The 14,327-nt window shown below is 60.7% G+C and carries 14 protein-coding genes and 1 other RNA gene; 4 read left to right on the forward strand and 11 right to left on the reverse strand.

Going from position 1 to position 14,327, the window contains the following annotated elements; genetic code table 11:
• Positions 1-27: 27 nt before the first annotated feature.
• On the reverse strand, positions 28-258 hold the full coding sequence (locus EI983_RS08540) for a sulfurtransferase TusA family protein (RefSeq protein WP_157706952.1): 231 nt from the start codon (positions 256-258) through the stop codon (positions 28-30).
• A 205-nt stretch (positions 259-463) separates the two neighbouring features.
• On the opposite strand from EI983_RS08540, the gene EI983_RS08545 reads away from it, so the two are divergent.
• The 4 genes from EI983_RS08545 (at position 464) to EI983_RS08560 (ending at position 4,290) form a co-directional block, all read left to right on the forward strand.
• Positions 464-1,216 carry a cytochrome c biogenesis CcdA family protein gene (locus tag EI983_RS08545; protein WP_157706953.1) on the forward strand — a complete coding sequence of 251 codons (753 nt, stop codon included), beginning with the start codon at positions 464-466 and terminating at the stop codon, positions 1,214-1,216.
• Positions 1,217-1,290: 74 nt separating this feature from the next.
• Positions 1,291-2,526 (forward strand): hypothetical protein, encoded by a 1,236-nt coding sequence (locus EI983_RS08550; protein ID WP_157706954.1) that lies wholly within the window; start codon positions 1,291-1,293, stop codon positions 2,524-2,526.
• Positions 2,523-3,890, forward strand: coding sequence for a cytochrome P450 (locus tag EI983_RS08555; RefSeq protein ID WP_157706955.1), 1,368 nt, complete (start codon positions 2,523-2,525; stop codon positions 3,888-3,890). Before EI983_RS08550 ends, EI983_RS08555 begins: the two co-directional genes overlap by 4 nt.
• A 220-nt stretch (positions 3,891-4,110) precedes the next feature.
• The gene (locus EI983_RS08560) at positions 4,111-4,290 is read left to right on the forward strand and encodes a hypothetical protein (protein ID WP_157706956.1); all 180 of its coding nucleotides are present in this window, start codon (positions 4,111-4,113) and stop codon (positions 4,288-4,290) included.
• An 11-nt stretch (positions 4,291-4,301) separates the two neighbouring features.
• On the opposite strand, the gene EI983_RS08565 is transcribed toward EI983_RS08560, so the two are convergent.
• From EI983_RS08565 to EI983_RS08610, 10 genes are all read right to left on the reverse strand, one after another.
• Entirely contained in the window at positions 4,302-4,535 is a 234-nt protein-coding gene (locus EI983_RS08565; RefSeq protein WP_157706957.1) for a ribbon-helix-helix domain-containing protein, read from the reverse strand.
• Positions 4,532-4,708, reverse strand: a complete 177-nt coding sequence (locus tag EI983_RS08570; protein ID WP_157706958.1) for a DUF4169 family protein — start codon at positions 4,706-4,708, stop codon at positions 4,532-4,534. Before EI983_RS08570 ends, EI983_RS08565 begins: the two co-directional genes overlap by 4 nt.
• Positions 4,708-6,099: a class II fumarate hydratase gene (fumC, locus tag EI983_RS08575; protein WP_157706959.1), complete on the reverse strand. Its 1,392-nt coding sequence runs from the start codon at positions 6,097-6,099 to the stop codon at positions 4,708-4,710. The genes EI983_RS08570 and fumC overlap by 1 nt, the downstream gene beginning before the upstream one ends.
• A gap of 121 nt (positions 6,100-6,220) precedes the next feature.
• Positions 6,221-6,703 carry an SspB family protein gene (locus EI983_RS08580; protein WP_157706960.1) on the reverse strand — a complete coding sequence of 161 codons (483 nt, stop codon included), beginning with the start codon at positions 6,701-6,703 and terminating at the stop codon, positions 6,221-6,223.
• A gap of 74 nt (positions 6,704-6,777) precedes the next feature.
• Entirely contained in the window at positions 6,778-8,028 is a 1,251-nt protein-coding gene (chrA, locus tag EI983_RS08585; protein WP_157706961.1) for a chromate efflux transporter, read from the reverse strand.
• The gene (locus tag EI983_RS08590; protein ID WP_157706962.1) at positions 8,025-8,528 is read right to left on the reverse strand and encodes a chromate resistance protein ChrB domain-containing protein; all 504 of its coding nucleotides are present in this window, start codon (positions 8,526-8,528) and stop codon (positions 8,025-8,027) included. Before EI983_RS08590 ends, chrA begins: the two co-directional genes overlap by 4 nt.
• Before the next feature lie 116 nt (positions 8,529-8,644).
• Positions 8,645-9,001: a transfer-messenger RNA gene (ssrA, locus tag EI983_RS08595) on the reverse strand.
• A gap of 74 nt (positions 9,002-9,075) precedes the next feature.
• Complete coding sequence (locus EI983_RS08600) at positions 9,076-11,130, reverse strand: hypothetical protein (RefSeq protein WP_157706963.1); 2,055 nt, start codon at positions 11,128-11,130, stop codon at positions 9,076-9,078.
• Positions 11,131-11,237: 107 nt separating this feature from the next.
• Positions 11,238-12,095, reverse strand: coding sequence for a DMT family transporter (locus tag EI983_RS08605; RefSeq protein ID WP_157706964.1), 858 nt, complete (start codon positions 12,093-12,095; stop codon positions 11,238-11,240).
• A 125-nt stretch (positions 12,096-12,220) separates the two neighbouring features.
• Positions 12,221-14,077, reverse strand: coding sequence for a BCCT family transporter (locus tag EI983_RS08610; protein ID WP_157706965.1), 1,857 nt, complete (start codon positions 14,075-14,077; stop codon positions 12,221-12,223).
• Between the last annotated feature and the right edge of the window lie 250 nt (positions 14,078-14,327).

A 14,327-nucleotide genomic window follows, 5' to 3' on the forward strand; every position in this document is an offset into this window, starting at 1 on the left:
GCGTGAAATCACGCACCCTACGGTTTCTCAGCCGGGTTTGCGCAGAAGATAGACCTGATACCCCTCGGCCTCGGTCATCGAGACGAGCGTGGTGCCGGACTCGCTGCAGAAATGCGGCACATCCACCACCGCCGCCGGATCGTCGGCCCAAAGTGTCACCCGGGCGCCCGGGGCGAGCGTTTTCATCCGCTTGCGCAGCTTCAGCACCGGCAGCGGGCAGAGCAGACCGCGTGCATCTATCGTGTCATCCGCATCCATAAACCGTTTCGCCTTTAACCTGAGACATCACCTGAGCCGAAGCATGCGCAAGATACGCGGGTTTCGCTGCGCGTCGCGAAACGCAGGGGGTCAGGTGTTTCACGAAACGCTTTAGCCGCGACATAGGCCGCTTGTTTCATCTTGTCCACGGGGATGTGACTTCTGGCCACGTGACGCAGGCGGTGAATAGGACTATGTGGGGGATATGTTCGGAATCGAAATCATCGACGCGGCGTTGCTGCCCGCCATGATCGTGGCGCTACTGGCGGGGGTTATCTCTTTCCTCAGCCCCTGCGTCTTGCCCATCGTGCCGCCCTATCTTGCTTACATGAGCGGGGTGACAATGTCCGAGCTTTCCGACAGCGGCGCACAAAGCCGCCGCGCGGTTGTGCCCGCGCTGTTCTTTGTGCTGGGCCTCTCCACGGTGTTTCTTTTCCTCGGCTTCGCGGCCTCTGCGGCGGGCATGATGTTCCTGGCCTATCAGGATTGGTTCAACACCATCGCCGGGGTCATCGTGATGATTTTCGGCGCGCATTTCATCGGTATCTACCGGATCGGCTTTCTCGACCGGGAGGCGCGCATGGACGCGGGCGACCGCGGAGGCAGCTCTTTTGGGGCTTATATTCTTGGCCTCGCCTTTGCCTTCGGCTGGACCCCCTGCATCGGCCCGCAGCTTGGTGCGATCCTGTCGCTTGCCGCGGCCGAGGCATCGGTCAGCCGGGGCACCTTGCTTCTTGCGGTCTATGCCATCGGACTTGGGGTGCCGTTCCTGCTGGTGGCGGCGTTCCTGCCGCGTCTGGGCGGTCTCATGACCTGGATGAAACGGCATATGGAACAGATCGAGCGGGTCATGGGGCTTCTGCTCTGGACCATCGGCCTGCTGATGCTGACAGGCGGATTTGCCGCTTTCTCCTACTGGCTGCTGGAAATGTTCCCGGCCCTTGCCGCGCTCGGATAAGCCCGCGCCGCACAAGGATAAGCCTTACTCTCGCCGGAATCCTGCGCTAGGCTTTTGCGCATAAGAGGTTTGGCATGAGCAGCAATCCCGAAACCCCGGTGCGCAAACGGCGCGTCTTTTACATTCCGGGTTATGACCCGATCCATCCGCGCCGCTACCGTGAGCTTTATCGCAAGGAAGGCGCGGAACAGGCGCGCGTGTCAGGCTACGAGATCGCCCTGTCGCCGGGTAAAAGCGGTGGTCGATATGGCTGGCATGTCGAGGGGGTGATCGACGCACGGACGGTCGAGGCCGATTTCGAGGTGCTTGTCTGGTCCGACATCGTGCGCGACAGCATGGAACAGGGGATCGCTCAAACCTACCTGCAACTCATGCGCACCGCCTGGACCTATATCTCCTCCGGCGCGCTGTTCCGGCTGATGCGCCTGCGCAAGGGGCCGGTCATCGCAGCCCTTTATCCGGTGGTGTTCCTGCTGGTGCAGTTGCTGGTCGCCCTGGCCTTGGCGGCCGGGGTGATCTGGGCGGGCAGGGCGATGCTGGTGCCCGTGCTCGGCCTTGCGGGCGCTCTGGCCTCCTGGGCTGTCGCCTTTGGCCTTTTCCTCGGCCTGCTGCACTGGTTCAAATCCAAGGACAACAAGCTCTTTGCCTATTACCTGATGCATGACTATGCCTATTCAGCGCAATCCAAAGGGGCCAATCCGCCCGAGTTGGAGGCACGGATGGCCGAATTTACGGCCGAGATTGCCGAGGCGCTCACGCAAGGGAGCGACGAGGTGCTCGTCGTCGGCCATTCTTCGGGGGCGCATCTGGGGGTGTCGATACTGGCGGATCTCATCCGGGCCGGGCAATTGCCCGACAACGGCCCGGCGCTGAGTTTTCTCACGCTTGGGCAGGTGGTGCCTATGGTCTCCTTCCTGCGCGACGCCCACCGCCTGCGCGCCGATCTTCACTACCTCAGCACCCGGGACGAACTCACCTGGGTCGATGTCACCGCCCCCGGCGATGGGTGCGCCTTTGCGCTATGTGATCCGGTGTCTGTCTCCACCCACCCGCCCGAGGGCAAGCGCTGGCCGCTGGTGATTTCCGCCGCCTTCACCCAAACGCTCAGCCCCGAGCGGTGGAAGGCGCTCAAACGCCGCTTCTTCCGGCTGCACTTTCAGTATCTTTGCGCCTTCGACCGTCCGGGCGACTACGATTACTTTCAGATCACCGCCGGGCCCCTCACACTGGGCGACCGCTATGCGGGCCGCACCCCGTCGCCCAGCCGGATCGAGGCGACCGTCAATAAGTATCCCGGGATCGCATCATGACGCTGCCGCCCAAACCGCCCGCCCGTGAAGGGCACGTGTCGTTCCGGCGGTATCTGCGGCTTTTCCGGCAAGATATCCTGTCGGCGCAGCCCGCGCGGCTTTACCGCGCCTGGATGGCCGAATTTCGCACGCCTTTCTTCCGCTCATTCCTGTGCAACCAGCCCGAGCTTGTTGACCTCGTCCTGAAGGAGCGGCCGGATGATTTCCCCAAATCCGACCGGGTGCGCGAGGGGCTGACGCCGCTTCTGGGCAATTCGGTCTTTGTGACCAATGGCGAGACCTGGAAACGCCAGCGGCGGATCATCGACCCGGCTTTCGAGGGCGGGCGGCTTCGCGATGTGTTTCCGGCGATGGTGGCCGCGGGGCAGGGGGCGGTGACGCGGCTCATGGCCCTTGCGGATGGCCAGCCGCATGACATCGAACCTGAAACCAGCCATGTGGCCGCCGATGTGATCTTTCGCACGCTGTTTTCCATTCCCATCGAACATGAGGTGGCCAGCCGGGTCTTTGAGGCGTTCCGGGAACATCAGCGCACACAACCGGTGCTCAACCTCGGGGCGCTGTTGCCTCTGCCGCACTGGGTGCCGCGATTTCACCGGGCCGAGACGAAACGCACCGCGCGCGAGATTCGCAGCCTGATCACGACCCTGACCGCAGACCGGATGGCCGAGATCGAAAGCGGCTGCGCGCCCGACGATCTGGCCAGCAAGATCATGACCACTGCCGATCCGCAGACCGGCGAGCGTTTTGACACCGAGGAGATGGTCGACCAGGTGGCGATCTTCTTTCTGGCAGGCCATGAAACCAGCGCCTCGGCCCTGGCCTGGGCGCTTTACCTTCTGGCGCTCTATCCTGAATGGCAGGACAGGGTGGCGGCAGAAGCGACGGCGCTTGGTGATGCGCCCGAATTTGGCGATATGGCGAAACTGCCCGTCACACGCGATGTTTTCCGCGAGACGCTTCGGCTCTATCCGCCGGTGCCGATGATGGTGCGCGAAGCGGCCTGCCCTGAGAGGTTTCGTGACCGGGACGTGCCCCGGGGCAGCCAGATCGTCCTCAGCCCCTGGCACCAGCACCGGCATGAGAGGCTGTGGGACAATCCCGACGGGTTTGACCCGGCGCGGTTTCAGACCGAAAACGGACGCGCCTGCCTGCGGACGGCCTATATGCCGTTCTCGGCCGGGCAACGGGTCTGTACCGGGGCGGGCTTTGCGATGATCGAAGGGCCGCTTCTGTTGGCCATGCTGGTGCGCGCCCTGCGGTTTGACGCGGTGACCGAACGTCCGGCAATGCCGGTGGCCCATCTGACGGTCCGTGGCAAGGACGGAATATGGCTAAAAATCTCAGGCCGGAACCATTGTTGACGGATCCGAAACACGCATGAGCCGTCCTAACGGCTTGTTACGTAACGTCACTTTGCGCGATCTTTCAAGAAAATGCTTAAAATTAAGGCATTATGAACATTCACCATGCAAGGCGCGGCCATGACGGTGATTGCTTTTTGCGGGGTTTCCGAAAATAGTCGCGGCAGTTCTTTCAGGAGTAGGACGGGGGCCCGGCCTGAATTTGTGAAGGAGCGTAAGAATGACTGCTTTGTTGAGTGCCTATTTGCCACAGACATTGCTTGGATTCGGGTCGGCCAAAATTGCCGATTCCGAATCGCTGACCTCACAGACCCAAGGTGATGTGAAACTCAATCGCGATGATCTGACGGCCTTGTTTTCCGATATTCTGTCTGAGCAGGACATTCGTCGCGCAGACTGAGCGACGGGCGATTACATGTCGGAGCGGAGCCTGTTCTGCAGCGTCTTCAGAACATAGACGCGGATGGCCGATGCAAGGCCGCTCTCCATCCCTCGGTCCGCATCAATTTCGGCGGCCAGGGCATTGATTGCCGTTCCTTTTTCTGCGGCTATCTCTCGAAAGGCCTGCCAGAATTCCTCTTCAAGGGACACGCTGGTGCGGTGCCCGTGCAAGGTCAGCGAATGTTTGACAGGCCGCCCGCTCATGGTTCGCGCTTATGCCCGTCAAGCGTATCTGACGCCGCTTTGGCACGGGCTTTCTCAAGATCTTTCTGCGTCTTGGTCCGCCCGAACTTGACCGCGTTTTCCTCGGCGCGGGCCTGTTTGTCGGCCCGGGCCTTCGCCTTGCGAAACCGGTTCAGGTTGACCGGCTGAGCCATTACTTCGGGCCCACCATGTTCTCGGGGCGCACCACGCGGTCAAAGGTCTCTTCATCGACAAAACCAAGCGCGATGGCCTCTTCTTTCAGGGTCGTGCCGTTCTTGTGCGCGGTCTTGGCGACCTTGGTGGCGTTGTCATACCCGATCTCGGGCGCCAGCGCGGTGACCAGCATCAGCGACTCGCGCATCAGCTTGTCGATCCGGGTTTCATCGGCGCGCAGCCCGTCCACCAGATTGTCGGTAAAGGCCGAAGCGGCATCGCCCAAAAGCTGCATGGATTGCAGCACGTTATAGGCCATCATTGGCTTGTAGACATTCAGCTCGAAATGCCCCTGGCTGCCGGCAAAGCCCACGGCGGCGTCATTGCCCATCACATGCGCACAGACCTGGGTCAGCGCCTCGCATTGCGTCGGGTTCACCTTGCCCGGCATGATCGAGCTGCCTGGCTCGTTCTCGGGCAGGATCAGCTCGCCCAGCCCGCAACGCGGGCCCGAGCCGAGAAGGCGGATGTCATTGGCGATCTTGAAGAGCGAGGCCGCCACGGTTTTCAGCGCACCCGAGATTTCCACCATCGCGTCATGGGCGGCCAGCGCCTCGAACTTGTTGGGCGCGGTGACGAATGGCAGCCCGGTGATGTCGGCCATGTTTTTCGCGACCATCACGTCCCAGCCCTTAGTCGTGTTCAGCCCCGTACCCACGGCGGTGCCGCCCTGGGCCAGTTCGTAAATCCGGCCCAACGCGTCCTTGACCCGCTGGATGCCCATGGCAACCTGGTGGGTATAGCCTGAAAACTCCTGCGCCAGCGTCAGGGGGGTTGCATCCTGCGTATGGGTGCGACCGATCTTGATGATGCCGTCGAACGCCTCGACCTTCTGCGCCAAGGCGGCGTGCAGCTTCTCCAGACCCGGCAACAGCACATCATGCGCGGTCATGGCGGTTGAGATATGCATCGCCGTCGGGAAGGTGTCATTCGACGACTGACCCATATTGCAATGATCATTCGGGTGCACCGGATCCTTCGAGCCAATCACCCCGCCGAGGATTTCAATCGCGCGGTTGGCGATGACCTCGTTCGAGTTCATGTTGGATTGCGTGCCCGAACCGGTCTGCCACACCACCAGCGGGAAGTTGTCGTCAAACTTGCCCTCGATCACCTCGCCGGCGGCCTGGATGATGGCATCGGCGCGGGTCTCGTCAAGCTTGCCCAGCTCCTTGTTGGCCATCGCACAGGCCTTCTTGATCACACCCAGGGCGCGGACGATGGCGATGGGCTGTTTTTCCCAGCCGATGGGAAAGTTCATGATCGACCGCTGCGTCTGTGCACCCCAGTACTTGTCGGCAGGCACTTCGAGAGGGCCAAAACTGTCGGTCTCGGTGCGGGTCTGGGTCATGGCTCATCTCTCCTAGATAGGGCGCGGCAGCACGCCGGATTTGCCCTGTTCATACCCATCAACAGCAAAAGTGCAATCACCGCCTGCTGCGATGCGACATAGTGGCAAAGGCCCGGGCGGGTTACTTGCGGAAACTGTCGAGGCTGACGATTTCGGCCTTCGGATTCTCGTCCTTGTCCTCGGCACGCTCGCTTGCCCGGTCAAGCTCGGGCGGGGCGACAGGCAGTTCTGCAAGTTCGGCTTCGTCGTCATCATGACTTTCGAACCGCAGGCCAAATTCCACGGACGGATCCACAAAGGTCTTGATCGCATCATAGGGCACATAGAGGTTTTCCGGCGCATCGCCGAAATTCAGCGTGACCGAGAAGCCTTCGTCTGTGACCTGCAATGCGTCGAACCAGTTCTGCATGACCACGGTCATCTCCGACGGGTAGCGCTCGCGCAGCCAGTCCGCCATGCGCACCTCGCCATGCATTGTGTCGAAGGTGATGAAGAAATGATGCTGCCCGGGAAGCCCGTTTTCGGAAACAGCGCTGAGCACATCCTGAATCAGGCTGCGCATGGCGCGATGCATCAGTTTTCCATAGTCGATCGAGTCAGACATGGCGCTCTCCGGGACCTGATACGACTCAGCATAGGACTTTTGCTGGAAAGTGGAAGCCTTCGCGTTGGTCGTGGTCAGCCAAAAATTGACGCGATCGCCGCGAGTGCGGCCATCAGTCCCAGAACCGATAACATAGGCAGTCGCATAACAAGCAGAAACACGGCGGCCAGCACCACAAGCGCGGCGCTGAGGGGCGCGAAGCTGCTGAGTTCGGGCAGGGGGCCGAACCGCGTCGCGTGAATGTCGCCAAACAGCACATGCAGCGCGAACCAGACCGAGAGATTGAGGATCACCCCCACCACGGCGGCTGAAATACCCGCCAGCGCGCCCTTGAGCCGGGGCCGGTGCAAAAGCGCATCCACATAAGGGGCTGCGGCAAATATCCACAGGAAACAGGGCACGAATGTCACCCAGAGCACGAAGGCTCCGGCGGTGAGCGCGAGGCCCGGCCCACCTTGCAGGTATCCTGAAAGAATGGCCACGAACTCGGTCACGAGGATCAGCGGCCCGGGGGTGGTCTCGGCAAGTCCGAGAGCGTCGATCATCTGCTCAGGCGTCAGCCAGCCATGGGTGTCGACCACGGCCTGCGTCATATAGGCCAGCACCGCATAGGCGCCGCCAAAGGTGACCACGGCAAGCTTGGAGAAAAAGAGCCCCAGATCGAGAAGAAACCGTGCCTCGACCGTCCAGGCCCACAGGACCGGGGCCATCCACAAGGCAAGCCAGACCGCCGCAACAAGGGCCGTGCGGCCAGGCGGTGGCGCATGGTGGGTGGGCAGCGGCGGGGCACGGTCCGCAGACCCGCTGCGCAGCGCGCCCCAGAATGCTGCACAGGCGATGACGATGGGAAAGGGCACCGACAGGGCGAACATGGCGACAAAGGCCAGCCCGGCGAGGACCCAGTGATCGCCCTGCGTCAGCGCCTTGCGCGACAGCTTCAGCAGCGCCTGCAGAACGATCGCCACAACAGCGGCCTTGATCCCCACGAAAAGCGCCTGAACCAGCGGCACACCGCCAAACTGCGCATACCCCAACGCCAAGGCCGCGATCACAAGCGCGCCGGGCAGGACAAAGAGCAATCCCGCGATCAACCCGCCGGGAATGCCCCTGAGCCGCCAGCCGGCGAAGGTGGCAAGCTGCATCGCTTCGGGCCCGGGCAAGAGCATGCAAAAGCTGAGCGCGCCCAGGAATTGCGGCTCGTCCAGCCAGCGGCGCTTGTCCACAAGTTCCTCGTGCATAAGGGAAATCTGCGCCGCAGGGCCACCGAAGGACAGCAACCCGATCCGGCCAAAGACGCGGAACATCTCGCCATAGGATACACTCATGCGGCTGCTCCTGTCGCGGTGGGCCAGTCATGCCCCTCGTCCTGCCCGTCGCGCGCCCAGCGGTAAAGCGCATCATAAAATGCCATCCCGGCCTCCAGCTGTGCCTGGTCGTCGCGGTATTGCCGCGACAGCCCCACGGAAAGGGCGAGCAGACCCGCACAGGCCGGATGCAGATCGTGCCTGTTGATATCGGCGCTGCGGATGATCCGGGCCATGATGGACAACGCCGGGGAGGTGAGCTGAAACTCTTCGATCATCGTGTCGAAGGTGCAGGCCGTGCCACGATAAGTCCAGAAAACATTATCGATATCAAAGGGTAACGCGTCAAACCTGTCAGCCACGTTCTCCACCTCGCTCGGTGCGACAAAAAGAAAACGCGCACGCCGGTCAACGAAGCGGCGGATCAGCAAGGGGCAGGCGATCCGGTCGATCTCGGGGCAATTGGGGGTTCCGATCAGGCGGTTCAACTGAGGGGGAGTGAGTTCATTCGGCGCGGGCATGGCACATCCTTCATAGATCAAGGATGCGACTTTGGGCCGGAGCCTCACGGGGCAGTCGCATGTTGGGCCCCTTATGCGAAAACTGGCCATAAAGCATTGTAATGTCAAGAAGAATGAGTGCAGGCTTCTGTTGCCAGGTGCCTGCGAACCCCGCCTTACCTTGCTAGAGGCAAGGGCTTAAGTTTCGGTGTTTCCAACAGCTTACGCTGCGAGAGCAACCGGAGCACGATTGTCGTTGGCAATTATGCTTAGTGTACCGATAACGGTGGTAACTCACCGGGACAAAGCAAACCCCTTTAGACGTTCGTCGATCCTGTTTCGGCCCCTTAACCCCTTCCAACGACAGGTTTTTATGGTGGAGCCGCCGGGTACCGCCCCCGGGTCCGATCCGCTTATTACGAGCGCGTTTATGTCCATAGTTGGCCGAAACCAACGATCTGAATATAGGGGCTTGCCGCGTGGATTGCAAAGGGGGGAATTTTGTACGTTTTGTACAGTTTGACCCTTCGAATTGTACAAAACGCGTTTCGCGATCTTTGGACCCAGGTTACTCCTGAGGAGGTTGCACCGATGTAAGGTCGAAATCAAGTCCGCCGCCGATCCGGTAGGTTCCCAGATACCTCTGGTTGGGCGACAGGATGCCCTGGCCCTTGGGCACAAAACAGCAGAACTCGGTCCCGATTGCGAAGGCGTCGAATTCGCGAACCTGATTGACCGGGACGGTTTTGCGCACGGCCTCTTCGGCATGTCGCATCTTTTCCATCTGCTTGGCGGCGTTTCTGAACCCGGACCAGAAGCGGGCAACCTTGATCATCTGCGATATGCGCTTCATGCCGGCGTCTTCGGCGGGGCTGCGTCCGGTATCGTTTTGCGCAAACGTATCTAGCTCATCGACGATGTCGTCGAGATTGAAATCGCCCAGATCGGGCCTGAACTCCCGGTCGATGGCGTACATCCACGAATAGAGCGCGGCTCCAAGGTGCAGATGCTCAAGAAAGGTGTTGTTTGCGCTTGCCTGAGCGGCATCTTCAAAGGCAGTGCGGATCTCCTCGTTCTGTGAGGCAACAAGGCGCGCCACGCTTTCGCGCCGCTTTGCCACATGCTCCACAAACGCGTCGTAGGCCTCCGACTCTTCCTCGATCTCCAAAAGAACATAGTCTGTCACTGCGCGTTCTATATCGATGTCACCTGCATGCACCACATCGGCAAAACTGATCGCATCAAAGTTACCCTTTTCCACGTTTTCCAATGCAAAGATGAGTGCACGAGCAGATCGTTCAATGTCGCTCAGGGAATCGCGAAGATCCAGCAGCTCTTGCAAATGACTGACCTGCATGCGCGCGTCACTCAGTGCAGCCTGCAGTGTTCCGAACTGTCGGTTATCGTAAAGGCTGGTGACCCTCTTCAATTCGCCCATGTCGCGTGGAATACAGAAAGTCGAGCCGGTGGTATCGGATTTTACAAATGAAACTTTGCAGTTGGGCATGCCCGAGCTTGGACGTTTTACGGTTGAAACACAAAGGCCACGTCTTTCGTCGTTGCGATCGTCGGGAATGCGATAAAGGCCCAGAATGATTTCGTGATACGTCTCTTCGACACCAAGCTCGCACCAGATGCCACCAAGGGCGTTGATCTGTCCGCCAAGCGAGATGGTAAGCTTTATGTCGTGCAGGCATTGGTGTTGAAGCTGTAGCGGATGCGTTATTCCGCCATCATATTCGAACCGGTCAATTTCGATATCAGCGCAGTCCGGAAGGCCGTCAAACACCGGATCGTTTTGCCCCGCCACGAGATCAGTTGTGACAAGCGGAGAGGTCGAAAAGATTTCGCAACGGCGCCCGTTCGCAGTTTCTATGCAATCGCTCAGTCCGCGGCCACCGCTCTTTTCGAGCTGGTCCATGATCTTCTGGTCGGTCTTGCGAATAAGCCCTGAAAGGGAATTTTCATTTTGCCAATCTGTCATCTTCGCGAGTTCGTCGAGATATCGGCGGGCTTGCGATTTTACGATGCTGGGGCTGCCTTGAAAGTCGCGCGCGAAACGAATGCGCAGGAAAAGTTCGGAATAAGCCGCAGCGATCACGGTCAGGGCGTGCACACCATGTGCCTCGGAACGTTTGAGAAGGTCGCGCGACAGGGTGTTGATATCGTTGATATTGGTAAAGAGCGTAGCGCGTAAGTCTTTTTCCAGAAGGACCAGCCGCTGGGGGTCGTTAGCAAAGCTGCGCGTGTCTTCCCGATGCGAGACATAGGCGTCGAGCGTGTTTTCCCCGATGGCGGTGATGCGGTTGCCCAGAGCCAGGCTCTGCGCCTTAAGATGAGAGTCGAGCAGGGTTTTGGGAAGAAGCTCAAACTCCAGCAATGTTTTCGCAATCCCTTCTTCGATCCCGTCGAGACGGTCATGCATGGCGATGAGCAATTCGCGGTTGGCCTTCAGAATGGACAAAGAAGGGTCAGGGGCCGGGTCGCGCAGCAGCGTATCGATGACCTGGACGGTGGCATAAACAGTGCCGGGCTCAAGCGCGTGAACAGAACGGGGAAGAAGCAGGCTGAGGCAAAGAATGGGTGTGAATAGAACTGTTCTGAAGCATATGGAAAGGGGCATGGGGTCTTCGATTAAGTTTGGGTTGTCTTTCGATGAGTAAAAGCCGCTTTGGGATTTTCTGCAACATGGCGCTGGCAAATTAAGAATGTGTTTGTGGTATCGGATACCTATCGCCCGCGCACCAGCCAGAGCGAGCCGAGGCCGGAGACCAGGATTGTCACCAGCCCCATCAGGGCCAGGGCATCCGGCCAGTCGCCGAAGACCAGAACACCCGAGATCGTGGCGGCGATGAGCTGGCTGTAGATCAGCGGTGCGATCAGGCTGGCATCGGCCTGGCGGTTGGCCTGCACGATCAGGTAGTTGCCCGCCGCCGAGCCGAGGGCGCTGAGCCCGATCAGGCCCCAGAGCGAAGCGGTCATGGCGGAGGGGGCGGCCGTGGCAATCCCGAAGGGCGAGAGGACCAGAGCGCCGACCAGCAGTTGAGACAGCAGCAGAAGCCGTGGACGATAGAGCCCCGCGATGGCGCGCGTGGTGGCCAGAAACGCCCCGTAGAACACCCCGGCGAGGACGGCAAAACCGATGCCGGGGGTGGCGCCAAACCCCGGTTTGACCACCAGCATCACGCCGACAAACCCCAGGATCAGCAGAGCCACGCGCAAAAGCGACGGGCGTTCGCGCAGGAAGATCACGGCCAGCACGGTCGACGCGATGGGGCCGATGAAGAACGCTCCGAAAACATTGGCGATGGGCTCGGTCTGGAGCGCGGTCAGGATCGAGCTGATCCCGCCGGTCACAAAAAGCCCGCGCATGAGGACGCGCGGGTGGGTCAGGATGCGCAGCTCGTGCAGGGCCAGCCCGCTGAATGGCAGAAACACCAGCGCGGCCACGGCAAAGCGGGTCCAGGCGACAAAGACGGGGGCCACGCCCGCACCGGTCAGCGCCTTGCCCGCGGTGTCGCCCAGCACGATCAGGCAACAGGCGGTGAAGACAAGCGCGCCGATACGGCTGAGATCTGCAAGGGTCATGGCGGCGGGGATGTCCCAGATGTTGCGCTGACCGGGCGCTATACCGGTTGCGGCCATCGGGCAAGGGCAAAGAAAAACGGCGCCACCCGGGGGCAGCGCCGTCTGAGTTCAGGGCCGTGACAGGCTTATTCGGCCGGTGTGCCGGTGGGCGTGTGCATCACGCCTGCCTTCTCACGCTTGCCGTCACGCCACAGCGCCTTGGCCAGAGCGATGCACATCAGGCCCATCACCATGGTAAAGGGCAGGGCGCCGATGATCATCGCGTTTTTCAGCGCATCCATCGGGTTGTTTTCCCCTGCGGCAAGGATCAGCGTGCCGATCACCGCGGTCAGGATCAGGCCCCAGACGATGCGGTGCTTGATGCCCGTCTCCTGGCTGCCGCCCGACATGATGGTGTTCATCACCAGGATGCCGGAGTCGGCCGAGGTCACGAGGAAGGTCATGATCAGCACAACGCACATCACAGTCAGCGCCGACAGCAACCCGCCCGAGATCATCTGACCCAGGGTGGCGAAAAGCTGGTTGGTCTGGCTGGCGCCGGTGATGGCCCCTGCGGCTTCGCCGGTCAGTTCCAGGTCAATCGCGGTGCCGCCGAGGATGGTCATCCAGGCAAAGCAGACCAGCGCCGGTGCGAAGACGCAGCCGACGATGAACTCACGCACGGTGCGGCCCTTGGAGATACGCGCAAGGAACAGGCCCACGAAGGGCGAGAACGCGATCCACCAGGCCCAGTAGAACGTGGTCCAGCCGGCTTGCCAGCCGAACTGACGGCCCTGATTGCCTGCCTCATAGACAGCGGCCAGCGTTTCGGGCGGCAGTGCCGCGGCGTCGCCTTCAAGGCCCGAGACGAAAGTCTCATACCCGTCCGAGCCGGCCCAGGCGCCCCAGGCATTGGTGGCCCCGCCATAAAGCTGGTCCGCGAGCGGCTTGGCATCTTCCGGCAGCGCTGCGGTGAAGGCCGCGATGTCCTGCGGACCCCAGGCGGCAAAGCTGATCGACACGAAGTGGATGATGTAGTCGATGAAGGCCGAGCCGTAGGTGCTCATCGCGAAGGCGAAGGAGCCGAAGATCACGAAGGTCATCAGCAGGATCAGCGACAGGACGAGGTTGAGGTTCGACAGATACTTCACCCCACGACCCACGCCCGAGACAGCCGAGATGATCGACAGGCCCATGATCATGACCAGACCGGCAACGAGGCCAACCTTGCTGGGCGTCGGGGGGCCGTCTTCGGTGATGTTCATCAGCCAGCCCATGCCGGAGATGTTGTACAGACCGTCGATGAACTGGCTCACGCCGAAACCGATGGTGACGGACACGCCGAGGATCGTGGCGACCACGCCCAGAACGTCGACGACATGGCCGAGAAAGCCGTTCATCGCCTTGCCGAACAGCGGTGTCAGAGCCGAGCGGATCGTCAGCGGCATGTCACGCGTATAGGCGTAATAGGCCAGGCTGAGGCCGGTCACCACATAGATCGCCCAGGCATGGAAGCCGTAATGCGCAAAGGTGTAGCGATAGGCGGACTGGATGGAGGCCTCGGTATTGCCGGGCACCTCACCGGCGACAACCACCGGGTTCGAGCCCCAGAGGCTGAGCGGTTCGGCGGTGGCAAAGACCATCAGACCCACGCCGAGACCGGCGCCGAACATCATCGAGAACCAGGAAAAGTTGGAAAACTCGGGCTTCTGGCCCGGCACGCCCATGACCCGCGCGCCGGTCTTGGGCAGGATTGCGATAACCAGAAGGAAGAAGGCGAAAGCGCCGACGATCACGATATAGAACTGGTTGAAGATGTTGAGCAGCTGGCTGTTGAGCGAGCCCAGCGTGCCGTTTGCGTTGGCCGGCCAGACCAGAGCCCAGATCACGAGCGCGACCATGATGCTTTTCGAGATCAGAGCGATGGGAAGGCTGTTATCCTTGTAGAAGCCATCCGGTTGCGTCTTGATCTCCAATTCGGTGAATGGAGGTTTGATACTCATTTTGTGTCCCTTTTATCGTTCTTGAAAAATGGGCCGGTTCCATGGCGCGAAATGCGCCCCTCTCCTCACCGAAAAGCAGACAACTTTGGCTCATTAGCCCCCATTTGCAACACATTGTCACAGGCGGTTGATGGGCAGGGGTAAAAATTGCGGCACTGATTGCATTGAATGCGACGTTTCTCCGCAAGGCTGAGCGCGGTATTGCGCCGCATCGGGCGAGAATTGTTTGCTTGCATGCAAATTCGGAATC

It is taken from the genome of Roseovarius faecimaris (genome assembly GCF_009762325.1).
Taxonomy (GTDB): domain Bacteria; phylum Pseudomonadota; class Alphaproteobacteria; order Rhodobacterales; family Rhodobacteraceae; genus Roseovarius; species Roseovarius faecimaris.